A 21,691-nucleotide genomic window follows, 5' to 3' on the forward strand; every position below is an offset into this window, starting at 1 on the left:
GATCAGGGTGCGACGACGCACCCCGGACCGATCGGGGTGGCCGGATTGACATCGACCGTTGTGACCGGCCCGCCCGCGGACGTCTGGTAGGCCATCAGAGAGTGTTCGCCGGGTGCGGTCGGAGTCCACAGCGTGACGGCGTGGCCGAGTACAACCGGCAAGGTGAAATAGGGATTGACGGTGTCCCAGATCAATTCCTGCGGGAACATGGTCGACGCCCGGTTCAGGTCGACAATCGAGACGTTCGACTCGTCCAACGCTGCTGTCCTGGCAACCACCAGATACGTGCAGCCCGCCCCGTACGGTGTTGTCGGCCCGCTGCTGAGACCCGGAAGGACCGTGACGTCTACTACGTCCGCGGAAGCTGACGTCGCGGAACAGATGGCGGCGCTCGCGCTGATGGCGGCGGCGATCACGGTAGTGCGAGCGATTCGTGAAAGTGTCATACCAGCAGGTCGGTTTTATCTGGATAGGTGTTACAGGCAGACTGATCGGATGCGTGCACTTCATCTTCTTCTGGCCGGCTTCGGTTTCCTGCTGGGGTTCCTGATTATTGTTGTCTCCGGCCTGATCGAGATGGCGTCCGTCGCCTCCCGAACCGATTTCGCCTTTGTCGGTGACTCCGCCGTGTCGGTTGGTGTTTCCAACGAGGCGATCTACACCGCGATCGCTGCTCCACTGGTGGGTGCGCTGTTGGGCTGGCTGTCAGCTGTCATCGCGACGAGGTTCGGGTGGAGCCTCACTCGTGGGAGTGTCACTCCGGCAAGCGAGTGACCAGGGCATTGCTCTTGCTGGTCCGTGGGATATGAGGAAAGGCCCCGACCTCAACAGAGATCAGGGCCTTCCTTTGTATTGCGCTACTTTTGCACCGAGCTACTTCTTGGAGACGCGGAGCAGCTTCTTGTTCACGAACTCGTCCATTCCCCACGGACCGAGCTCGCGGCCGACTCCGGAGCGCTTGACTCCGCCGAAGGGCAGACCGGGCAACGTCGTTCCGTGCTCGTTGACAAACGCCATTCCCACGTCGAGATCGGCAGCGACCGACCGGGCGGAATCGAGATCGCTGCTCCAGACAGACCCGCTCAGACCGTAGACCGACGAATTGGCAAGTTCCACAGCCTCGCTGGCCGACTTGACCTTGTAGACGACGCCGGCAGGTCCGAACAGTTCTTCGCTGTAAGCCCGCATGTCCGGGGTCACGTCTGCGAGCAACGTCGGCTGAACGTAGGCGCCCGGGCCGTCGATCTTCTTCCCACCGGTGAGCAGCGTCGCTCCCTTGGACACAGCGTCGTCGATCTGCTCGATCAGAGTGTCTGCCGCGCTCTGTGAGGACAACGGGCCCAGGACAGTGGATTCGTCCAACGGGTCACCGGCAGAAACGGATTCGAAGGACGTCGCCAATTTGCGGGTGAAGTCGTCGTAGAAATCTTCGGTGACGATGAAACGCTTGGCCGCATTGCAGGCCTGACCGGCATTGGACAGACGCGCCTTGGTTGCGGACTTGACGGTGGCATCCATGTCGTCGGAATCGAGGACAATGAACACGTCCGATCCGCCGAGTTCGAGGACGACCTTCTTGAGATTGCGTCCCGCAGTTTCGGCGACACTGGTGCCGGCGCGTTCGCTGCCAGTCAGTGACACACCTTGAACTCGTGGATCGGCGATCATGTCCGCGATCTGCTCGTTGGTCGCGAAGACGTTGACGTACGCGTCGTCCGGCAATCCGGCTTGTCGCAAGATCTCTTCCATCAGCAGAGCCGACTGCGGACAGTTGGACGCGTGCTTGAGAATGATCGTGTTGCCCAGCATGAGATTCGGTGCCGCGAAGCGGGCGACCTGGTAGTACGGGAAGTTCCACGGCATGACGCCGATCAGGGCACCGATCGGTCGCCGGTACACAACCGACTCCTCGGCCCCGGGAACGTCGAGCCGTTCTTCCTCGAGCAACGCCGGACCGTGGTCTGCGTACCACTGATAGATCGCGGCCGAGAGTTGTACTTCGCCCTTGGCCTCGCGGACCGGCTTACCCATCTCCAACGAGATCATTCGGGCCAGTTCATCTGCTCGCTCTGTGTACAGTTCGGCGGTCTTGCTCAGGACTGCCGCACGTTGCTGTGGCGCACTGTTGCGCCAGGTCAAGTAGCCGCGATGCGTGTTCGCAAGTGCGGCTTCAACTCCGGCGTCATCCAAAGTATCGAATTCCCTGACGGTTTCACCTGTCGCGGGATTGACTGTTTTGTAATTAGCCATAGTTGTACAACGTGCGGAAGGGGGTCGAAGATTCCCGAAACGCACAATCACATTGAATCGGCCCAACAGGTTTCGATCAAATCCCGGCTGGGTACCATCTCACGCCACCTTGGGGCGATGGGTGCGTTCGTAGCCCTTGCGGTCGTAGAAACGGGTGGTCACGATGCCGAGTACGACGCCGATCAGTAGACCCACCAACGTCATCCAGACGGCATGCAGCAGCCCTGCCTCACCGCGTGCGCCGAAGAACAGGATCGATCGCGTACCCATGTAGATCTGGTGCATCGGCTCGAATTGCGCCAGCCAGGCATACAACCTGGGGCTGGCTTCGAGGGGGATGGTGCCACCGGAAGAGGGCAGCGCGAGAATGACGAACACGAACAGGTTGATCAACATGCCCAACGAGCCGAATGCGGCCATCACCGACATCGCCGTGATGCCGACTGCAGTGATGACCAGCGCGCCGTACTCCCACAATGCAAGCCCGTGAGTGACCGGCATTCCAAGGGCGCGACTGATCCACTGGAACAACGCGGAGACTATGCCGGACAACACAATCATGAACGCCCATTTGACGAGCAGCGTCCGAAACCTGTTGATACCCACAACGTCGTTCTGAACGAAGAGCGGACCGAATTCGGTAGGCGCATATCCGAGCATGCCGTCCACCAAGGAATTGACCACGGTCGCTCCGGTGAATCCCGCAAGGACCAACAGCAGCGCGAAATAGAATGCAACCAAACCGAATCCGGTGCCGTCGGGAAGCGGATCGTGGGCCACCGTGAGTACGTTCACCGGATTTTCGAGCAGCAGGCGGCTCGCTCCTGAGATCTGGGTTCCGGTGCCTCCCGCTTCCAACTGCTGGGTGACCAGGGTGGTGAGTTGCTCGCCCATATTCTTGTTGACCGAGGCGAGGGCTGTAGTTCCGATCGACTGGACCAGAGATGCGGATACGGAACCTGCACGTGGATTGGTGTAGATCGTGATGATCGGTTGCTCTACGTCACCGGCGACGACGCTGGCCTCCGCCAGGATGATCGTCCTCTTCGTGAAATCACTGGGAATCACGATCGCGCCGTACAGCGTGCCGGAGTTCAACCGAGATTGGGCTTCGGCGATACCGATCTGCTGCAGGTCGATCTTCTGGTGGTCGATTCCGTTTTCGAGGCCGGCGACGATGTCGTTTCCGAAATTCTTCCGGTCGGCGGGGTCGCCGCCGGGGAGGGTGTCGCCTTCGTCCTGGTTGACCAGGGCGATCGGGAACTGGTCCAGGTGTTTCTTGGGGTCGAGTATTCCGCCCATGTACAGCGCTGCCAGCGCCGACATCAAGAGGGTGACCACTATCAACGGCGTCAACCAGAATCGTGGTGTGTGCATGACGGTGCGGGCAGACGGCTCCGTGTTCTTGCTCATCGTCAGTCGACCGGCTTTCTTTCGCGCGGAGTTCCTCGGGCTGAGCGTAAACGCAAAGGTGCGCCGGGGCAGTCTTTCGATCTGCCCACGGCGCTGGAGACCTGCCCGGCCGGCGGTCGGTCAGCTTGCCGGCAGTCTCATCCGAAAAGGCTGAGAACGGATCGGTAGGGTATGGCCCGCGGCAACCCTGCCGAGACGATTTCGGAGAAACCGTTGACCAACGTGCTGATAGTTGTCCTGATACTCGTAGTGATCGCTGCCGTCGCGTTTGTGGTCCTGCGTGGACGCCAGGGCAAGCCGAATGCTCGCGTGGACCCGCTCGCCGACTATCCCGAGGTGTACGACCCCCACAAGATCGGGGTCGGCGACATCATCACGTACGCGGGTATCGACCACGTTGTTCGAGGGACCATCACGCTCGACGAAGAGGGATACATCTGGCGTGAGCACCTTCTCGACGGGTCGACCGGTCGTCGTTGGCTGACAGTGGAGGACGACGAGGGCGAACTCGAGATGACTCTCTGGATGCGTCGAGAAGGAACCAACCTGGTCCCGAACGGCGACGTCATTCTCGACGACAAGGTTCACCGCAAGATCGAAAGTGGAACGGCGAAGTTCACGGCCGAGGGTACGACGGGTACGGCCCCCTCCGGCTCGATGGAATACGCGGACTACGCGACCGCCGACAAGACCGGGCTGATCGCATTCGAGAAGTGGGCGCGCGGACAGTCGTGGGAGGTTTCCACGGGACGTGCGGTCACCCGCAGCGAACTCACCGTCATCCACTCGGGCCCACCGGAATGAGTCTGTATCGACTCGATGTGGAACCGACCGACGTGAATGCCTCGGCACTGGGGTTGGTGCTGGGAGCTCCCTCGCCGCCGACCCTCGCCGAGTTGGTGATCGAAACCTCCGATGCGACGTTGACACTCGGAGTGCTCGGGGCATCTCACGTGGTGACGGCCCGGGCGTCGGGAAAGGAACTGACCGAGCAGGTTTCGTGCGATGCTCTTGCCGCCGGCGGTGAACCCTTGCCGGCAGTGGAGTCCACGGAAAACTACCGGTTCGAGTCTTCGTCGCTGATCCTGGACCGAGTCGAATTCGATTCGGAAGCTGCATCGTTGAGAGAATCCGCCGGCCAGGACGGTTGGATCTGCGGATCCTTTCCCGGCGACGACACAGCGTTGACCGCGTTGTGTGGCGTGCGAGACCGCCAGGGGTGGAGTTGGCAGAGTTGGCATTTGTACCCGGGGGAGGGGACAGGAGTGATCGTGAAGACGCGCAGTAGGTGGCGCCCGTGAGGGGGCGGACGTGGTTTGCTCCGGTGATGGTGGCAGCCGCAATTATGTTGTCGGCGTGCGGTGGTGGAGCCAAAGACTTCATCGCGGACAACTATTCCAAGACGTCCCAGGATGGCGACGTCGTGTTGTACTCGTCGAAAGATCCAGTGGGCACGACCGTCTCACGGATTGTCGACGCGGACGAACCAGCGGCGCGAAGTGCTGACGGCGGCAACGAATACCTGCGCTACGACGATGACATCGTCACTGTCAGTTCGGCTTCGGGCGGTGGCAGCACCATCAAGGTAGAGGACATCGACGGCACGTATCGCAGCGGCGGATACGCGTACCTGGGACCGGGCTTCAACCCGGGATCCCCGGCGGGTGGAAGCAGTGGCAGCGGCGGCTCGGGTAGTGCCAAATGACGGTAGTGCTCAATGAGAAGGAGAACGGCGTGACGAACATCTTTGCATCCACTTCCGTCGAGATCGGAACGGTGGATCCGGCATTGCTCGTCGGGGGCGTTCTCGGCACCCTCGCCTACTTCGTCGTCGGCGTAGCGGTTCTGGCGACGGGATTCCTGGTCCTCGACCTCATGACACCCGGAAATCTCCGCCACCAGGTTTACGTCGACAAGAACCCGAACGCTGCGATTCTGTTGGCTTCCAACCATCTTGCGCTGGCGATCATCGTGGTGACGGCAATCCTGACCAGTTCGGACGGCTTTGCCCAGGGACTCGCCGACTCCGCGGTGTACGGACTGTTCGCGATCGTGTTGCAAGCGATCGCGCTGCGTTTGATGAACGCATTCCTTCCCGGCAAGTTGGTTGCACTGGTGCAGGATCCGAAGATGTGCGGCGCCGCGTGGGCGGTGGGTGTGAGCTTGTTGTCCATCGGTTTGGTGAACGCCGCAGCGCTCACCTGATGGTTGCCGCTGATCGCGATGTGAAAGTTGCCGAGCGTTCGACGATGCTCGGCTCACGCGCACGCGTGCTTCTCCTTGCGGCTGTTGCCGCGTGCGCGGCGTGCGGCCTGATCTACGAGCTGGCCCTGTTGACGCTCAGCGTGAGTCTGACCGGCGGCGGCATCACCCAGACGTCGTTGATCGTCGCGGGATTTGTTGCGGCGCTGGGTATCGGAGCGCTGGCCGCCAAACCGCTGTTGGGGCATGCGGCCATCTCGTTTGTGACCGTCGAAATCCTGCTCGGGCTGATCGGCGGATTCAGTGCCGTCACGCTGTACGTGACCTTCACGTTCTTCGGTTCCAGCGCAGCAGTTCTGGTGGCTGCGACCGCGCTGATCGGTATCCTCGTGGGTGCCGAAGTGCCTCTGCTGATGACGCTGTTGCAGTCCGGTCGCAGCGACAACGACGCACAGAGCACCGGAAAGGTATTGGCCAACCTCAATGCAGCCGACTATCTCGGCGCGCTGATCGGCGGCCTCCTGTGGCCGTTCGTATTGTTGCCGTGGGCGGGCATGATTCGCGGTGCCGCACTCACCGGCATGATCAATCTCGTGGCTGCGGCAGTTGTCGCGCTGATACTTCTTCGGTGGCAGCTCAGCCTGCGTGCACGATTGATCGCCGTCGTCGCAATGCTGTTGGCGGCGAGCTTGATCGGGTGGCTGCTGATCGCGGCCTCGGACATCGAGACCACGTCGAGGCAGCGGCTCTACACCGATCCCGTGGTGGCCGCCGAGCGATCGGTGTACCAGGAAATCGTCGTCACCGAGCGGGGAAACGACGTGCGACTGTTCCTCGACGGAGACCTGCAGTTCTCCAGTGTCGACGAGCATCGGTATACCGAGTCGCTGGTGTATCCGGCCCTGGTCAACGACCCGCGGCGCGTGCTGATTCTGGGCGGCGGTGACGGCCTCGCTGCACGGGAAGTGCTGCGAATGAACAGCGTCGAGCAGATCGTTCAGGTGGAACTCGACCCGGCAGTCATCGAGTTGGCCAACACGCGTCTTCGTGATCTGAACGCGGGAGCACTCGAGGATCCACGGGTGGACGTCGTACTCGACGACGCGTTTCGGTGGTTGCGCGAGCGTCCGGATCCAGGCTTCGATGCGGTCATCGTCGACCTCCCGGATCCGGACACCCCCGCACTTGGCCGCTTGTATTCGATGGAGTTCTACGGACTTGCCGCTGCCGCGATGAATCCGGGCGGGCTGATGGTCGTCCAGTCCGGCAGTCCGTACTCGACACCCGATGCGTACTGGAGAACGGTGTCGACGGTATCGGCTGTCGGACTGAGCGTCTCGCCCTATCACGTTTTCGTGCCGAGCTTCGGTGACTGGGGATACGTGCTCGCGCAAAGAGGTTCCACGCCGCCCGAGCTTCGTTTGCCCGCTGATGTGCCGAACCTGCGGTTCCTCGACGAGCCCACCCTGGCGTCGGCCTCGGTGTTTCCTCGCGATCGCCCGAGGCGGGAGTTGGAGCCGTCAACACTCGACCGGCCGCGCATCGTCGACGATATGCGCAAGGGCTATGAACGCTGAACTCCCGACCGAGTAGCTTGAATCGAGACTCTCGGCCACGACGGAGGTACGGATGACTGTTCGGATCGAGGAGCACGCACCGGGAGTCCGGTTGCTCACGATGGATCGCCAGGAGAGGCGCAACGCGCTCGACCCCAAGACTTACCGCGAACTGACGAACGCGATCCGGGAGTCTGACGACGATGACGCAGTGCGGGTTTCGGTGCTGACGGGCGCCGGTGGTGTCTTCACCAGCGGCAACGACATCGGAAGTTTCCAGGACACTGCCGGGAGAGACGGCGGCGAGGCCAAAGACCTGCTGATCGCACTCGTCACCGCACGCAAACCGATTGTCGCAGCGGTCGAGGGGTTTGCAGTCGGAATCGGCACCACGATGTTGTTGCACTGCGACTTGGCATTCGCGGGGCGAGGTACACGATTCCGATTGCCGTTCGTTCCGCTCGGGCTCTCGCCCGAGGGCGGATCGAGTTACCTGTTGCCGCAGATCGCGGGGCTCAAGCGGGCAACGGAACTACTGATGCTCGGAGAAATGTTCGGGGCGGAGGAAGCTGCCGAAGCCGGCCTGATCAATCGCGTTGTGGAGACCGAGACCGCGCTCGACGTGGCATTGGAGCGCGCGGTGCGCATTGCAGACTCCCCGGCTGAATCGGTGACGCTGACGAAGATGCTCCTCCGCCGCCCACATCTCGATGCCCTGCTGGAAACCATCGACGTGGAGTCGGATCATTTCGCGAGACGGCGGCGATCCGACGAAGCGCAAGAAGCCTTCGCAGCTTTCATGAAGAAGAGGTGACCGAAATGAATGGTGCACAATCGCTTATCCAGAGCTTGGTCGACTCGGGTGTCGAGGTGTGCTTCGGCAATCCCGGAACGTCCGAGATGCATTTTGTTGCCGCACTCGATTCCGTTCCCCAGATGCGTGCGGTACTCGGCTTGTTCGAGGGCGCCGTCACCGGTGCCGCGGACGGGTACGCGCGTATCGCCGGAAAGCCTGCCGCGACGCTGCTTCATCTCGGCCCCGGAATGGCGAACGGACTGGCGAACCTTCACAACGCGCGCCGCGCCCACACCCCCATCGTGAACATCGTCGGGGACCACGCGACCTACCACCACGGTTTCGACGCTCCACTCGAATCGAATATCGACGCGCTGACCGAGTGGCTGGAGGGATGGAGTCGACGCTCCGACTCCACCGCGACCGTCGGTAGCGATGCGGCCGACGCCGTTGCCGCCTCCATGGATCCGCCCGGACGCATTGCCACACTTGTCCTCCCCGCCGACGTCTCGTGGAGCGAAGGTGGAGTTCTTGCGGGTCCTCGAGACATACCGGGGCGGGCGGAAGTAACTGCAGCACAGATCGACTCGGTGGTAGGCGCGCTCAATGCCGAGGGGCGCGCCACGCTACTGCTGGGCGGCGTAGCGTGTTCCGAAGCCGGACTGCGCGCCGCTTCCCGAATTGCAGTCGCGACCGGTGCACAGATTCTGGTCGAGACCTTTCCGGCCAGGCTTCAACGCGGTGCGGGACTACCGTCATTCGAGCGCTTGGGATACTTCGCCGAGCACGCCACCGAACAACTTCGCGGAACAACTCAGCTCGTCCTGGCCGGCGCGGTTTCGCCGGTCTCGTTCTTTGCGTATCCCGGAAAACCGAGCGATCTGGTCCCGGACGGCGCCGCGGTGACAACGCTGGCGAATGTCAGCGACGATGTTGTCGGCGCGTTGGAAGCAGTGGCGGAACTCGTGGCACCCGGAGTGGAACCCGTTCTGCAGGAGGCAAATCGGCCGTCGCTGCCGAGCGGGCCTCTCGACGTGCGAAATTGGGCCGACGTGATCGGGGCCCTGCTGCCAGACGACTCCATCATCTCCGACGAGGTGGCCACTTCCGGTTGGGCGATCCCGATTGCCCTTGCCGGAGCGCCGCGCCACGACGTGCTCACGCTCACCGGAGGTGCCATCGGCCAGGGCATCCCGGTGGCGACGGGCGCCGCTGTGGCAGCGCCGGAGCGGCCGGTGATCAATCTCGAAGCCGACGGAAGCGCGATGTACACCATCACGGCGTTGTGGACGCAGGCGCGAGAACAGTTGAACGTCACGACGATTCTGCTCAACAATCGCGCATACGCCATCCTGCGTGGCGAACTGCAACGAGTCGGCGCAGAAGGTGGCGGCGTCGTCGCACAGTCGATGTTGGATCTGTCGTCTCCGAACATGGACTACGTCAAGATCTCCGAGGGGTTGGGAGTGCCCGCGTCGCGGGCGAACACAGCGGAGGAGTTGGCCGAACAGTTTGCCGCAGCGCTGGCGGAACCCGGCCCGCATCTCATCGAGGTCATGCTGCCTCCGCCGTCGTGATTTCGACCTCGAATCGATCGTCGATTTTGCATTCAACTGGAGGTTTTGGTGCTAGCTGCGATCGGTCTGTCTCTTCCGATTGCCCTCGGCCTGCTTTTCGTCTCGATGCCCATGGCGGTGATCGTGCTCGTCATGATCACCGCTGGAGCACATCGAGGGGCGGCATCTTTTCTACTCGGGTGGGTCCTCGGAATCTCGGCAGTCGTTGCGGTGACGATCGTGATCGCGGACTATTCGTTTGCGGAGTCGGAGTCGTCGCAGACTTCGGTGTGGTCGAGCGTCGTACGAATCGTGTTGGGGCTCGTTCTGTTCGGATTGGCGTACAAGCAGTGGCGAGCGCGTCCGAGGGACGGAAGTGATCCGACAGTTCCGAAGTGGATGAAGAGCATCGACGGCTTGACTCCGCGGAAGGCGTTCGGGTTGGCGTTCTTGTCCGCGGCGGTCAATCCCAAAAATGCAGCGCTGGCGGTATCCGGTGCGGCCACTATCGCGGTCGCCACGAATGTTGTTGCCCAACAGATTGTTGCCGCGGTGATCTTCACGGTCATCGCGAGCGTCGGCATCGCGTCGCCGATCCTGGTCAAGGTGTTCTCCGGCAAGCGAGCCGACGAGATCCTCGCATCAGCGAAGTCATGGATGACCGCGAACAACGCAGTGATGATGACGGTCATCCTGGCAATCCTCGGTGCGACCGTGCTGGGCGAGGGGCTCAGTGGACTGCAATAAGTCGCCTACCATTGGCGGGTGACTGATTTCGACGACGAAACCGCTGGTTCCGACGCTGCTGGTTCCATTGCCTCCGCTGCTTTGGCTGTTCTGCGCGAGCAAGGCCCGCTGAGTCTCGAAGAGTGGGCGACCCATCTCGAGGAGTACGGAGCTGCGACCGAGTTGGCCGACGTGCTCGAGTATCTGTCCGAACCGATGCTCGGGTACCTGCCCAACGGAAAGTACGTCGCCCTCGACACGGTCCTCGAAGGGCTCGTGTTCACTCACCGGCTAAGCGAGCTCGAGATTGCGTCCGACATCCTCGACGCGAGCCCCGATCTGGAACCGATCTTGGCATTCGGCGACGGCGAGGACGGGGCGATCCGGGTGGCCCTGGCGGAAGAAGCGGCCGTGGAACGTGGAGCTGCTCCCTTCCGGAGTCGACGAGTTGTGGTTCTTCCAGCCGGAACCCTCGGCGAGTGCGCCGACGGTGATCTCATCGGCCTGGCAGTCGAAGACGGAAGACTTGCGTTTCGTCTGGTCGAGATCGAGGACGAACCCGATCTTGCTCCGGCGCTCGGCGAACTCTTCGAGGAGGACGGAGTCGAGGCCCTGGATTCGGTGTGCTGGCAACTCCTGCTCGAGGATCCGTCTCTCTTCACGGTTCCTGTTGCGCCGCTGGGTGAGATCTTCGAGGCGGCAGGTTACGAGCACGAGCGTGAACTACTGGCTCGGCGGGGATTCGACTTCGATGCCTACGACCTGCAGATTCGGACAGCTTTGGTCGCCAGTACCTACGACCTGACCCACGACGAGGCCGTCGCTGCTGTTGCATTTGTCGATCTGGCGGACCGCGGATACACCGATGCCGTCATCGCCGACTTCGACATCGTGGACTGGGCTCGCCGTCACGTCAGCGCCGCCCCGGATTTCTTTGTCTCACTGGCAGATCCGGGTGCTGCAGTGACCGTGTTCGATCTCGGATTTCGGAATCAGGACCCGGTGACCGACGCAATCCTCGAAGCGCTTGCGTCCGAACTGGCCGAGCGAGGGCCACGGTCGGTCAGGGCGGCGGCTCATTGGCTCGCCGGTAAGGCCGTCGATCGGCTGGGGCGCGTCCTCGAAGCGGAGGCGCACTACGAGAAAGCGCTCCTTGCCGAATCCGGTTGGGGTCCGGCCTTGTTCGAGCTGGCTCAGTTCGCGTCGGACCGCGGCGACGCGACCCGGGCGCTGTCACTGCTCGGGCGGATCGACGGCGGAAGTGAAGAGAATCTCTACGCCGTACTGCAGGACTTCGTCCCAGTCGATCACCCGGAACTCGGGCGAAACGACAAGTGTTGGTGCGGTTCCGGCCGCAAGTACAAGGTCTGCCACCTCGGAAAGGCCGATGAATCGGTCAAGGCAGATGGTCGCTGGTTGTACAAGAAGGCGTGCCTGTTTGCGTTTGCCTCCGAATTCGTCGACGTCGTGACCGGGCTCGACGATCTCGAAAACGCGAATCTCTCCGAGGACGAACTGATCGCCGCCACGATCTTCGACGGCTCGGCACTGGACGTGGCTCTGTTCGAGGGTGGGATCTTTGCCGACTTCCTGGCCAGACGCAGCGAACTACTTCCCGAGGCGGAAGTAGTGACAGCCGCACAGTGGCTCGGGGTCCGGAGGTCGGTGTACGAGGTGATCGAAACTTCCGACACCGGCGTCGTGCTGCTCGATCGTGTGTCCGAGGAAACCGTCACCGTTGTTCACCCGGTCGAAGGAAAGCCCGGCGACCTGATCAGTGCCAGGCTCCTGACGGCCCCCACTGGCGCGCTTGCGGTGGGCGTAGTCGTCATGTCCTCGGAATCGCAGGCTGCGAGGGTACTCGAGGTTCTCGCTTCCGAGGAACTCGACGCCGAAGAACTGGTCCGCGAGTCGCGTGGAGGCGCCGATCACTCGACCGATGACCGGTGACGATGTATCGAGTCGACCCCGTTAAAGTTGGATAGGTGAACGAACCGATGGATGCCAATGACTTGATCGCCGAAGCCGCGATGGAGTTGTTGCGTGAGCACGGCCCGCAGACAGCGGCGGACTGGGGCACCCTGTTGGCCGATGCCGGCCACGGTACAGCCGACGACATGGCCGAATTCGTCGAGTACGTCGAGGACCCACTGCTCGGCTACTTGAGTGAGGAGCGGTACGCCGCACTCGACACGTTGTTCGAGCATCGAGTGCTGACCCATCGGCTCACCGAAGCCGAAATAAAGTCCGGCGTTCTCGACGCGAACCCTGATCTGATGATGCTGCGGGTGTTCCTCGATCGTGACGACGACGAGATTCATGGCATCAGCGTCGTGCACCGCGGGATCGACGACGACCTGTTGGCTGATCGTGGGATCGAAGATCCGGAGTTCCCGCACGACGAGGGTTTTCTCCTCGACACCGATACTCTCGCCGAATGTTCTGCGGGCGATTTGATCGGACTGTTCGTCGCTGACCGTGAGCTGACGCTCTGCACCATCCCCGAGGTACTGGATCCCGCACCCGGATTCGGCGAGAGCCTGGGGACGGTCCTCGCAGACATCGGTGCTGACACCCTCGATGCCATTGTCTGGCAATTGATGCTCGACGAGCCGTCGCTGTTCCGTCAGCCCACCGCACCGCTGGGCGAAATGCTCGAGGCGGCAGGTTACGTCCGCGACGGTGATTACGTTGCGGTCGACGGATTCGATTTCGAGGCATACCACCTGGCGAACCGAGCCCGCATGCTCGAGGTTCGGGAGAACCTGCACCCGGAAGAAGCCGCCTCGGTGATTGCCTTCGTCGATGTGGTCATGGCCGCGAAAGCCGAAGCCGTCGAGGATGTCTCGGACTGGGCGCGCAAGCAGATCAAGGAGGATCCGCAGACCTTCGCCGGCATCGCCGAGCCGCCCGCGGCTGCGGCAGCGTTGGAGCTGTTGTCCGAACTCGACGATCATGATTCCGTATTGCATTCTGTTGCAACTGCTCTCGCCGAGAAAGGGTCGCGTCGTGTCAAGCCGGCAGCGCATTGGCTGGCAGGCAAGGCTTCGGATCGTCTCGGCAAGATCCTTGTCGCTGAGGCGTCGTACGAAACGGCGCACGATCTCGATCCCGACTGGACTCCCGCGATCTTCGATCTGGCACTACTGGCGGCCGATCGCAGCGACGTGACCCGCGCGCTGGCACTTCTCGGCCGGATCGAGGGTGGCGAGTCCGAGGTTCTGCACGAGGTTCTTCAGCGCTATGCCCCGGCCGAGCACCCCGAACTCGGCCGAAATGACAAGTGCTGGTGCGGTTCCGGTCGCAAGTTCAAGGTCTGCCATCTGGGCAAGTCCGAGGTGACGTTCGATGATCGGGCCAACTGGCTCTACGTCAAGGCTCAGTTGTTCTCGCGCACACCGGAGTACTTCGACGCCGTGTTCGATCTTGCGCTCATCCGTGCCGAGCAGTTCAACAGCGAAGAAGCACTGACGTTGGCCGTCGAAGGCGGATTGGCCGTCGACGCTGCCTTGTTCGATGCGGGTATTTTCGCGGCATTTGTCGAGCGGCGCGGAGAACTGTTGCCTGCCGACGAACGCGAACTGGCCGATCAGTGGTTGTCGATTCCGCGCTCGGTGTACAAGGTCGCCTCGACGGAGCCGGGACAGTTGGTGACCCTCAGCGACGTCCGCAACGGGCATCTGGTGAAGGTCACGGACGAGTGGGGCTCAGTCAATCTCGAGCCGGGCACGCTCGTCTGTGCACGCGTTCTCCCCGCCGGCTCCACGATGCGCACCTTCGGTGGCATCGAACCGCTTGCAGCAGAGGACAAGAAGGAACTGATCCAACTGATCGAGTCGGTGGATACCGAACCGGGTCAGCTGGTGGAGTTCCTCAGCCGCGGCCTTGCCGGTGCGCCTTTCCGGTAGCGTGCACTACCAAAAAGGCGCACGGGGCCGGAGGGCCTCAGGGCGTGACCTGAGCCAACATCATCTGCTCGAAACCCTCACCGTACGGCGGGAGCATTCCCCATTCACCGCGCGGGTCATGCTGCGCTGCTTCGAATACCGTTCGGGCGTGACTGAACTCGAGGAAACCCTCGCGGCCGTGGTAGTGCCCGATACCCGAAGCTCCGACGCCGCCGAAGGGTGCGTCGCTCAGGCCCGGGTGTGACATCGCGTCGTTGATGGTGACGCCGCCCGAGACGGTGCGTTCGAGCACGGATTCCTTCTCGTCCAGGTCGGTTCCGAAGTAATACAGCGCCAACGGTTTCGGCCGTGAATTGATGTCGGCGACGACGCTGTCGAGTTGGTCGTACGGCAGGATCACGACGGCCGGTCCGAAGATCTCCTCCTTCATGATCTGCGCGTCGGTCGGAGGGTCGACCACGATTCGCAGTGGGCGGCGGCGAGTGTCTGCGGAGAGTTCTTCGTCGGGAACGGTGATGATTCGTGCCCCACGCTCTTCCGCGTCCGCGATGTACCCCTCGATGCGTGCGAGGTGACGATCGCTGACTATCGAGACCATGTCTTTGTTGTCGGCGATCGTGGGGAACAGTCCGGTGAACTGATCGGTGAACGCGTCGATGAACGCTTCTGTGTTCTCGCGCGGGACGTAGATCAGGTCGGGAGAGACGCAGAGTTGGCCGGCATTGGTCGACTTCGCGATGGCCAAACGTGATGCAGCAGAGCTGATATCGGCACTGCGGCTCAAGACGCTCGGTGACTTGCCGCCGAGCTCGAGGGTGACCGGCACCAGGTTCTTCGCAGCATTGGCCATGACCAGCTTTCCGACGGTTGTGCTGCCGGTGAAGACGAGGTGGTCGAAAGGCAGCGACGTCAGCAGATCAGCGACCTCCGGTCCACCTGTCACCACCGCGACCTCCACGGGGTCGAGCGTTCGACGCGCCGCCTCGGCCAGGACCGCCGCAGTGTTCGGCACGATCTCCGACGGTTTGAGAACGGCGCGATTTCCCGCTCCGAGGGCGCAGGCGAGCGGGCTCAGGAGAGTGAAAAGGGGAGCATTCCAGGTTCCGATGATGCCGATCGAACCCTTCGGCTGGTACGACACGTACGCCGTGGCACCCAGCTGATCCTGCATCGCCCCGGTGGCTCTCGGTGAGCGAATCATCCACTCTTCGAGTGAATCACGAACGTGCTTGAGTGAAACCATGGATCCCAGAACATCATTCATCACCGAGTAGGCCGGGATTCGGCCGCCGAAGTCTTCGTTGATCGCTTCGGTCAGATCCTTGTGGTTTGCCACCAGAAGATCGACGACGCGTTGGATGCGCTCGCGTCGTGTCTGCGCGGACGGAAGACCAGCGGCGCGAGTTGCTTCCTGCTGGGCCCGCAGAATCTCTTCGAGATCGGTGGTGACGGCGGCATCGGTGCTCATGGGCACTCCTCGTAGTGGCGAAGTATTGACCGGACCGTATCGACGCGGCGCGAACAGATGCCCCTTTCGTCTCGTTGACCGGGACGGATTCGATTGGTAGAGAGAACACATGTCGCAGACACAGGTAGAAGACACTGCAGTGAAGATTTCCGTCGAGGAGTCGGTGGGACTCGGATTCCTGACGCTCGATCGGCCGGCGCGGCGCAATCCGCTCTCGGCGGAGACCATGCGCGAGGTGACGGCTGCCCTTCTCGAATTGTCTGCAGACGAGCGCGTGCGGGTCGTGATCGTGCGCGCCGAAGGCCCGGTGTTCTCCGCCGGCCACGATCTGACGGAGATGATCGGGAGAACCCTCGAAGACGAGCGGGCGATCTTCGACGGCTGTACCGAGATGATGGAGACCGTACAGCGGATTCCGCAGCCGGTGATTGCCGCAGTACAGGGCCCGGCTATCGCGGCGGGCTGCCAACTGGCCGCGTCGTGTGATCTGGTTGTTGCTGCGTCGAACGCTGTCTTCGGTACTCCCGGCGTCAAGATCGGACTGTTCTGCTCGACGCCCATGGTGGCCCTGAGCAGGGCAGTAGGGCGCAAGCGCTCGATGCAGATGTTGCTCACCGGGCAGACGATCGACGCCGACACCGCTGCGGACTGGGGTCTGGTGAACTTCGTCGTCGCGCCCGAAGACCTGGACCGAGAGGTGCGCGAACTGGCCGGCAAGATCACGACGGCCAGCCCCCTGACGGTGAAGATCGGTAAACAAGCGTTTTATCACCAGATCGATCTGCCGCAAGCCCAGGCGTACGAGGCGATGGCGGAAACGATGGCAACCAATGCCGTGACCTGCGACGCTCAAGAAGGTATGCAAGCTTTTGTGGACAAGCGAAAGCCTGAATGGCGCAATAAGTAACGATCGCTCTTCCGGTTTAGTTGGACGTCCTATAACCTGAGCGAATGAGCCTGGATCCACGCACCAACACCGTCGACGGAGTGCTTCGGCGCTCGGCAGCCAAGTACCCCGACCGCGTAGCCGTCGTCTTCGAAGATCGCACTCGCACCTACCGCGAACTCGACGACGCGGTGACGCGGGTCGCGGCCCACTTGCTCGGTCTGGGCCTCGAACACGGCGACCGCGTCGCGGCATACGGAACCAACTCCGACGCCTATGCAATCGGATTCCTTGCCTGCGCGCGAGCAGGTTTGGTGCATGTTCCGGTCAATTACGCACTCAAGGGGGAGGAACTCCGGTACCTCGTGGCGCAGTCAGGCGCCCGCGCGGTGTTGGTGGATCCGGCATTGGCGTCGACGCTCGACTCGGTTCGCTCCGACCTCGATCTCGACCACGTGATCGCACTGCGGGACGCGGAACTGTCGGTGGTCACGATCGGCGAGGCCGGCGAGGTGCCTGTTTTCGAACCGCGTGCGACGTCGACGGATCTGGCGCAACTGCTGTACACCTCGGGCACCACCTCGAAGCCCAAGGGCGCCATGATGTCTCACGGCGCGCTGGTTCACGAGTACGTGTCCTCGGTGATCGCGCTCGGGCTCGACAAGAACGACAACCCGCTGATCTGCATGCCGATGTACCACTCCGCGGGCATGCACGTCTTCATGCTGCCGTACCTGTCCGTCGGTGCGACGGTCAGTCTGATGCAGGCGCCGGACATCCCGGAGATTCTGCGCCGCGTCGAAGCAGAAAAGATCGGATCGCTGTTCCTGGCCCCGACCGTGTGGGTACCGTTGGCCAACCATCCGGACCTCGAGACCCGCGATCTGTCTTCGCTCAAGAAGGCGCAGTACGGCGCCTCGATCATGCCGGTCACGGTGCTCAATCGTCTGCGTGAGCGTTACCCGGACATCGGCTTCTACAACTGCTTCGGCCAGTCCGAAATCGGTCCGCTGGCAACAGTTCTCCAGCCCGGCGAGCATGCTGATCGTCCGTCTTCTTGCGGGCGAGCGGTGTTCTTCGTCGAAACCCGTGTCGTCGACGCCGACGGAAACGACGTTGCCGACGGTGAGTCCGGTGAGGTTCTCTACCGCTCACCGCAGCTGTGCAACGGCTACTGGGAAAATCCGGAAGCCACCGCCGACGCCTTCCGCGACGGCTGGTTCCATTCGGGCGATCTTGTCGTGCGGGACGAAGAAGGGTTCATCACGGTCGTCGACCGAATCAAGGACGTCATCAACACCGGCGGCATCTTGGTGGCGTCGCGCGAGGTCGAAGATGCGGTCTACACACACCCGGCTGTGGCAGAAGTTGCCGTGATCGGTACGCCCGACGAGAAGTGGATCGAGGCCGTCACCGCGATCGTCGTGCTCAAGGACGGCAACGACGAGTTGACGCCTGAGGCGTTGATTGCCCACGTCAAGGAGCGAATTGCCCCGTTCAAGGTCCCCAAGCACGTGCGTTTCGTGGCCGAACTCCCGCGAAATCAGAGCGGAAAGCTGCTCAAGCGGGAACTGCGCACCGTCTGACACCTGCTATAGGTTCTGCCTTACCTTCGGTTCGTTTTCAGGTCTTTGACTCCGATTGCCTCACGGTATTGACTTCGGAGGACGGCATGGACTTCGGAAACAGCAAGGTGAGTGGTGGGAATGCAGGTCGATGCAGATGACTTCGCAGATATCTTGGCGACTGCGCGGGAGTTCATCCGTAAGGAAGTAGTTCCGCGTGAGCAGGAGATTGCCGACACCGACGCCATTCCTGAGGACATACGCAAGAAGGCCGCAGCCATCGGGCTGTTCGGCTACGCGATTCCTCAGGAATGGGGTGGGCTCGGACTCGATCTCACCCAAGACGTCGAACTGGCAATGGAATTCGGCTACACGTCCCTGGCGCTGCGTTCGATGTTCGGTACCAACAACGGAATTGCCGGGCAGGTGCTGGTCGGCTTCGGTACCGACGAGCAGAAGGCTCAGTGGCTAGAGCGCATCGCCTCCGGCGACGTCGTGGCTTCCTTTGCTCTCACCGAACCCGGCGCGGGCTCAAACCCGGCCGGCCTTCGGACCAAGGCCGTTCTGGACGGATCCGAATGGGTGATCGACGGCAACAAGCGGTTCATCACCAATGCTCCACTGGCACAGCTGTTCGTGGTGTTCGCGCGCACTCGCCCGGCGGATTCCGATGGTCCGGGAATTGCAGTCTTCCTGGTTCCGGCTGACACGCCAGGAGTCACAGTTGGTCCCAAGGACAAGAAGATGGGTCAGGAAGGTGCCTGGACCTCCGAGGTCACCTTCGACAACGTCCGGGTTCCCGAGTCGGCCCTCGTCGGTGGCGACCAGGACACCGGATACCGCGCAGCGATGACGTCTCTCGCGCGCGGACGAGTCCATATCGCGGCGCTCTCGGTGGGAGCAGCACAGCGAGCGCTCGACGAATCTGTCGCGTTCTCCGTGGTCACGGAACAGGGCGGCACCGCTATCGGTGACTTCCAGCTGGTTCAAGCGATGCTGGCTGACCAGCAGGCCGGTGTCATGGCCGGGCGTGCGATGGTGCGTGAGGTGGCTGCGCGGTACGTCAGCGGTGAGGATCGACGTCTCGGCCCCTCGGCGGCAAAGCTTTTCTGCACCGAGATGGTGGGCAAGGTCGCGGATCTCGCCGTGCAGATCCACGGTGGCAACGGGTACATGCGCGGTGTGCCGGTCGAACGCATCTACCGTGAAGTTCGCCTGTTGCGCCTGTACGAGGGAACCAGCGAGATCCAGCGACTGATTCTCGGCGGTGGGCTCGTGGCGCAAGCGAAAAAGCAAAACCAGCGCTGACACCTTTACCTGACGAGCTTTAACCTCACGAACGGAGTGGACATGGGATTGTTGGACGGCAAGGTTGCGGTAGTGACCGGCGGAGCGCAGGGCATCGGGCTCGAAATTGCGCGCACCTTCATCAAGGAAGGTGCGACCGTCGTTCTCGGCGACATCAACGAAACCGTCGGAACGGCTGCGGTCGCCGAACTCGGTGGAGAGTCGGTCGCCCGTTTCGCTTCCTGCGACGTGCGTGATTCCGGACAGGTCGAGGCCATGCTCGATCTGGCCGAAAGTGCTTTCGGTCCAGTCGATGTCATGGTCAACAACGCCGGCATGACGCGCGACGCCACGATGCGGAAGATGACCGAGCAGGACTTCGACGACGTGATCGCCGTTCACCTCAAGGGCGCCTGGAACGGAACACGCGCTGCCGCAGCCCGCATGCGCGAGCGTGAGACGGGCGCAATCGTGAACATCTCGTCGATCTCCGGCAAGGTGGGCATGCTCGGGCAGACCAACTACTCGGCCGCCAAGGCCGGCATCGTCGGTCTGACGAAGGCCGCGGCAAAGGAGGTCGCGTTCAAGAACGTTCGCGTCAACGCCGTTCAGCCCGGACTTGTCCGCACGGCGATGACCGAGGCAATGCCCGAACGGATCTGGAACGAGAAGCTTGCCGAGATCCCGATGGGGCGTGCGGCCGAGCCCTCGGAGGTTGCTTCGGTTGTACTGTTCCTCGCGAGCGAACTCTCGAGCTACATGACGGGCACGGTTCTCGAGATCACCGGCGGCCGCCACATCTGACCCGTCCTGTTCGAGTGCAAGAATTCAGAGTGTAAAACTTCTGGGTGTAAAACTTCTGGGGTGACTACTGACATGGGACAGCCGAACTCGGATCTTCCGCTCGACGGAATCACCGTGGTTGCACTCGAACAGGCGGTGGCGGCACCGCTCGCCACCAGGCATCTCGCGGACATGGGTGCGCGGGTGATCAAGATAGAACGCGTCGGCGAGGGCGATTTTGCGCGTCACTACGACCGGGCGGTTCATGGTCAGGCGTCACACTTCGTGTGGCTCAACCGTTCCAAGGAATCGATCGCTGTCGACGTGAAGTCGGAATCCGGCCGGCAAATCGTTCTCGATCTTGTCGCGCGAGCCGATGTGTTCCTACAGAATCTGGCACCTGACGCAGCTGCGCGACTGGGGTTCGGCGCGGAGGAACTGCGCGAGAAATTCCCACAGCTCATCGTGATCGACATGTCCGGATACGGCAGTGCCGGCCCACGGCGTGAGCGCAAGGCGTACGACATGCTGGTCCAAGCCGAGACCGGAATGATCTCCGTGACAGGCACACCGGAGACGGCCACCAAGACGGGTATCCCGGTCTCGGACATCGCCGCTGGAATGTACGCGCTGACTTCGATTCTGAGCGCCCTGTTCCGTAGAGAGCGAACGGGTAAGGGAGCGCTCGTCGAGGTCTCGATGTTCGATTCCACCGTCGAGTGGCTCGGGCATCCGATGTACATGAAAATGTATGCAGGAAAGCAGATTCCGCGGGTCGGGCTCGGCCATGCGGCGATCGTTCCCTACGATTCGTATCCCACGGCCGACGGCGAGATCCTGATCGGCGTCCAGAACGATCGTGGATGGCGTGCACTGATGGTGGACGTGTTCGAGCGAGAGGATCTGGTCGACCATCCGCGCTTTTCCACCAACATCGTGCGCGTCGAAAATCGCGGCGAGGTAGACGAATTGGTGGGTTCCCTGACTCGTCTGTATTCGACGGCAGATCTGGATCAACGCCTTGCCGCCGCCGGTGTCCCGGCCGCTGCACTCAACGACATGGCAGGTCTACTGGAACATCCGCAGTTGGAGAAGCGTGCCAGGTGGAGGTCCGTGGGCACCGAAAACGGACCGATCGATGCCGTGCTGCCTCCGATGACGTACTCGGACGTCGAAATGCGCATGGGTGACGTTCCGGCCCTCGGCCAGCAGACGGATTCTCTACTGGCCGAGTTGGGGCGTACGGGTGACCAGATCGCGGACCTTCGCCGCGACGGATCGATCGGTTAACGCTT

Annotated in this window: 20 protein-coding genes; 16 read left to right on the forward strand and 4 right to left on the reverse strand. The window is 62.2% G+C overall.

All coding sequences use genetic code 11. The features are described 5' to 3' along the window. Positions 1 to 2 precede the first annotated feature (2 nt). Positions 3 to 446, reverse strand: a complete 444-nt coding sequence (locus H351_RS07100) for a hypothetical protein (RefSeq protein ID WP_020970887.1) — start codon at positions 444 to 446, stop codon at positions 3 to 5. A 49-nt stretch (positions 447 to 495) separates the two neighbouring features. On the opposite strand from H351_RS07100, the gene H351_RS07105 reads away from it, so the two are divergent. Next, entirely contained in the window at positions 496 to 774 is a 279-nt protein-coding gene (locus tag H351_RS07105) for a hypothetical protein (RefSeq protein WP_029256335.1), read from the forward strand. Positions 775 to 873: 99 nt separating this feature from the next. On the opposite strand, the gene H351_RS07110 is transcribed toward H351_RS07105, so the two are convergent. Then, a complete protein-coding gene (locus H351_RS07110) occupies positions 874 to 2,250 on the reverse strand; it encodes an NAD-dependent succinate-semialdehyde dehydrogenase (RefSeq protein ID WP_021345629.1) in 1,377 nt (458 codons plus the stop codon). A gap of 99 nt (positions 2,251 to 2,349) precedes the next feature. Beyond that, complete coding sequence (locus H351_RS07115) at positions 2,350 to 3,663, reverse strand: YhgE/Pip domain-containing protein (protein WP_021345628.1); 1,314 nt, start codon at positions 3,661 to 3,663, stop codon at positions 2,350 to 2,352. 171 nt (positions 3,664 to 3,834) lie between these two features. On the opposite strand from H351_RS07115, the gene H351_RS07120 reads away from it, so the two are divergent. Genes H351_RS07120 through H351_RS07165 form a run of 10 tightly spaced genes read left to right on the forward strand, consistent with a single transcriptional unit; the run spans position 3,835 to position 14,407 of the window. Next, positions 3,835 to 4,467, forward strand: coding sequence for a DUF4178 domain-containing protein (locus H351_RS07120; RefSeq protein ID WP_019745427.1), 633 nt, complete (start codon positions 3,835 to 3,837; stop codon positions 4,465 to 4,467). Further along, a complete protein-coding gene (locus tag H351_RS07125) occupies positions 4,464 to 4,964 on the forward strand; it encodes a DUF2617 family protein (RefSeq protein WP_020970882.1) in 501 nt (166 codons plus the stop codon). The genes H351_RS07120 and H351_RS07125 overlap by 4 nt, the downstream gene beginning before the upstream one ends. Positions 4,965 to 4,990: 26 nt before the next feature. After that, on the forward strand, positions 4,991 to 5,368 hold the full coding sequence (locus H351_RS07130; RefSeq protein ID WP_044480673.1) for a DUF4247 domain-containing protein: 378 nt from the start codon (positions 4,991 to 4,993) through the stop codon (positions 5,366 to 5,368). Continuing rightward, on the forward strand, positions 5,365 to 5,868 hold the full coding sequence (locus tag H351_RS07135; RefSeq protein WP_019745424.1) for a DUF350 domain-containing protein: 504 nt from the start codon (positions 5,365 to 5,367) through the stop codon (positions 5,866 to 5,868). The genes H351_RS07130 and H351_RS07135 overlap by 4 nt, the downstream gene beginning before the upstream one ends. Continuing rightward, a complete protein-coding gene (locus H351_RS07140; protein ID WP_020970881.1) occupies positions 5,868 to 7,442 on the forward strand; it encodes a polyamine aminopropyltransferase in 1,575 nt (524 codons plus the stop codon). Before H351_RS07135 ends, H351_RS07140 begins: the two co-directional genes overlap by 1 nt. Before the next feature lie 52 nt (positions 7,443 to 7,494). Continuing rightward, a complete protein-coding gene (locus H351_RS07145) occupies positions 7,495 to 8,235 on the forward strand; it encodes an enoyl-CoA hydratase/isomerase family protein (RefSeq protein WP_029256333.1) in 741 nt (246 codons plus the stop codon). A gap of 5 nt (positions 8,236 to 8,240) precedes the next feature. Beyond that, positions 8,241 to 9,794 carry an acetolactate synthase large subunit gene (locus tag H351_RS07150; RefSeq protein ID WP_029256332.1) on the forward strand — a complete coding sequence of 518 codons (1,554 nt, stop codon included), beginning with the start codon at positions 8,241 to 8,243 and terminating at the stop codon, positions 9,792 to 9,794. A 48-nt stretch (positions 9,795 to 9,842) separates the two neighbouring features. Beyond that, positions 9,843 to 10,520: a GAP family protein gene (locus H351_RS07155; protein ID WP_019745421.1), complete on the forward strand. Its 678-nt coding sequence runs from the start codon at positions 9,843 to 9,845 to the stop codon at positions 10,518 to 10,520. Positions 10,521 to 10,538: 18 nt separating this feature from the next. Then, positions 10,539 to 12,449 (forward strand): SEC-C domain-containing protein, encoded by a 1,911-nt coding sequence (locus tag H351_RS07160; protein ID WP_029256331.1) that lies wholly within the window; start codon positions 10,539 to 10,541, stop codon positions 12,447 to 12,449. 35 nt (positions 12,450 to 12,484) lie between these two features. Then, on the forward strand, positions 12,485 to 14,407 hold the full coding sequence (locus H351_RS07165; RefSeq protein ID WP_223257823.1) for an SEC-C domain-containing protein: 1,923 nt from the start codon (positions 12,485 to 12,487) through the stop codon (positions 14,405 to 14,407). Positions 14,408 to 14,444: 37 nt separating this feature from the next. Here the strand turns inward: H351_RS07165 and H351_RS07170 are convergent, their stop codons facing one another. After that, entirely contained in the window at positions 14,445 to 15,875 is a 1,431-nt protein-coding gene (locus tag H351_RS07170; protein ID WP_019745418.1) for a coniferyl aldehyde dehydrogenase, read from the reverse strand. Between the two features lie 109 nt (positions 15,876 to 15,984). Here H351_RS07170 and H351_RS07175 point away from each other — a divergent pair, with 109 nt between their 5' ends. The 5 genes from H351_RS07175 to H351_RS07195 all read left to right on the forward strand — a co-directional run bounded on the left by H351_RS07175 (position 15,985) and on the right by H351_RS07195 (position 21,686). Then, positions 15,985 to 16,782 carry an enoyl-CoA hydratase gene (locus tag H351_RS07175; RefSeq protein WP_029256329.1) on the forward strand — a complete coding sequence of 266 codons (798 nt, stop codon included), beginning with the start codon at positions 15,985 to 15,987 and terminating at the stop codon, positions 16,780 to 16,782. Positions 16,783 to 16,826: 44 nt separating this feature from the next. Then, positions 16,827 to 18,347, forward strand: a complete 1,521-nt coding sequence (locus H351_RS07180; RefSeq protein ID WP_029256328.1) for an acyl-CoA synthetase — start codon at positions 16,827 to 16,829, stop codon at positions 18,345 to 18,347. Positions 18,348 to 18,467: 120 nt separating this feature from the next. Then, positions 18,468 to 19,634 (forward strand): acyl-CoA dehydrogenase family protein, encoded by a 1,167-nt coding sequence (locus H351_RS07185; RefSeq protein WP_019745415.1) that lies wholly within the window; start codon positions 18,468 to 18,470, stop codon positions 19,632 to 19,634. Between the two features lie 42 nt (positions 19,635 to 19,676). Then, positions 19,677 to 20,417 (forward strand): 3-oxoacyl-ACP reductase FabG, encoded by a 741-nt coding sequence (gene fabG / locus H351_RS07190; protein WP_029256327.1) that lies wholly within the window; start codon positions 19,677 to 19,679, stop codon positions 20,415 to 20,417. Between the two features lie 72 nt (positions 20,418 to 20,489). Continuing rightward, positions 20,490 to 21,686, forward strand: a complete 1,197-nt coding sequence (locus H351_RS07195) for a CaiB/BaiF CoA transferase family protein (protein WP_029256326.1) — start codon at positions 20,490 to 20,492, stop codon at positions 21,684 to 21,686. The last annotated feature ends 5 nt before the right edge of the window (positions 21,687 to 21,691 follow it).

Source organism: Rhodococcus erythropolis R138 (genome assembly GCF_000696675.2).
In the GTDB taxonomy this organism is placed as follows: domain Bacteria; phylum Actinomycetota; class Actinomycetes; order Mycobacteriales; family Mycobacteriaceae; genus Rhodococcus_F; species Rhodococcus_F erythropolis.

Bases quoted from the DNA above. Each gene is read 5' to 3' on its own strand.
- H351_RS07170 (WP_019745418.1), bottom strand. From the start codon at position 15,875: ATGAGCACCGATGCCGCCGTCACCACCGATCTCGAAGAGATTCTGCGG.
- H351_RS07175 (WP_029256329.1), top strand. From the start codon at position 15,985: ATGTCGCAGACACAGGTAGAAGACACTGCAGTGAAGATTTCCGTCGAG.
- H351_RS07110 (WP_021345629.1), bottom strand. From the start codon at position 2,250: ATGGCTAATTACAAAACAGTCAATCCCGCGACAGGTGAAACCGTCAGG.
- H351_RS07150 (WP_029256332.1), top strand. From the start codon at position 8,241: ATGAATGGTGCACAATCGCTTATCCAGAGCTTGGTCGACTCGGGTGTC.
- H351_RS07105 (WP_029256335.1), top strand. From the start codon at position 496: ATGCGTGCACTTCATCTTCTTCTGGCCGGCTTCGGTTTCCTGCTGGGG.
- H351_RS07100 (WP_020970887.1), bottom strand. From the start codon at position 446: ATGACACTTTCACGAATCGCTCGCACTACCGTGATCGCCGCCGCCATC.
- H351_RS07135 (WP_019745424.1), top strand. From the start codon at position 5,365: ATGACGGTAGTGCTCAATGAGAAGGAGAACGGCGTGACGAACATCTTT.
- H351_RS07140 (WP_020970881.1), top strand. From the start codon at position 5,868: ATGGTTGCCGCTGATCGCGATGTGAAAGTTGCCGAGCGTTCGACGATG.
- H351_RS07120 (WP_019745427.1), top strand. From the start codon at position 3,835: ATGGCCCGCGGCAACCCTGCCGAGACGATTTCGGAGAAACCGTTGACC.
- H351_RS07195 (WP_029256326.1), top strand. From the start codon at position 20,490: ATGGGACAGCCGAACTCGGATCTTCCGCTCGACGGAATCACCGTGGTT.
- H351_RS07185 (WP_019745415.1), top strand. From the start codon at position 18,468: ATGCAGGTCGATGCAGATGACTTCGCAGATATCTTGGCGACTGCGCGG.
- H351_RS07115 (WP_021345628.1), bottom strand. From the start codon at position 3,663: ATGAGCAAGAACACGGAGCCGTCTGCCCGCACCGTCATGCACACACCA.
- H351_RS07125 (WP_020970882.1), top strand. From the start codon at position 4,464: ATGAGTCTGTATCGACTCGATGTGGAACCGACCGACGTGAATGCCTCG.
- fabG (WP_029256327.1), top strand. From the start codon at position 19,677: ATGGGATTGTTGGACGGCAAGGTTGCGGTAGTGACCGGCGGAGCGCAG.
- H351_RS07180 (WP_029256328.1), top strand. From the start codon at position 16,827: ATGAGCCTGGATCCACGCACCAACACCGTCGACGGAGTGCTTCGGCGC.
- H351_RS07130 (WP_044480673.1), top strand. From the start codon at position 4,991: ATGGTGGCAGCCGCAATTATGTTGTCGGCGTGCGGTGGTGGAGCCAAA.
- H351_RS07145 (WP_029256333.1), top strand. From the start codon at position 7,495: ATGACTGTTCGGATCGAGGAGCACGCACCGGGAGTCCGGTTGCTCACG.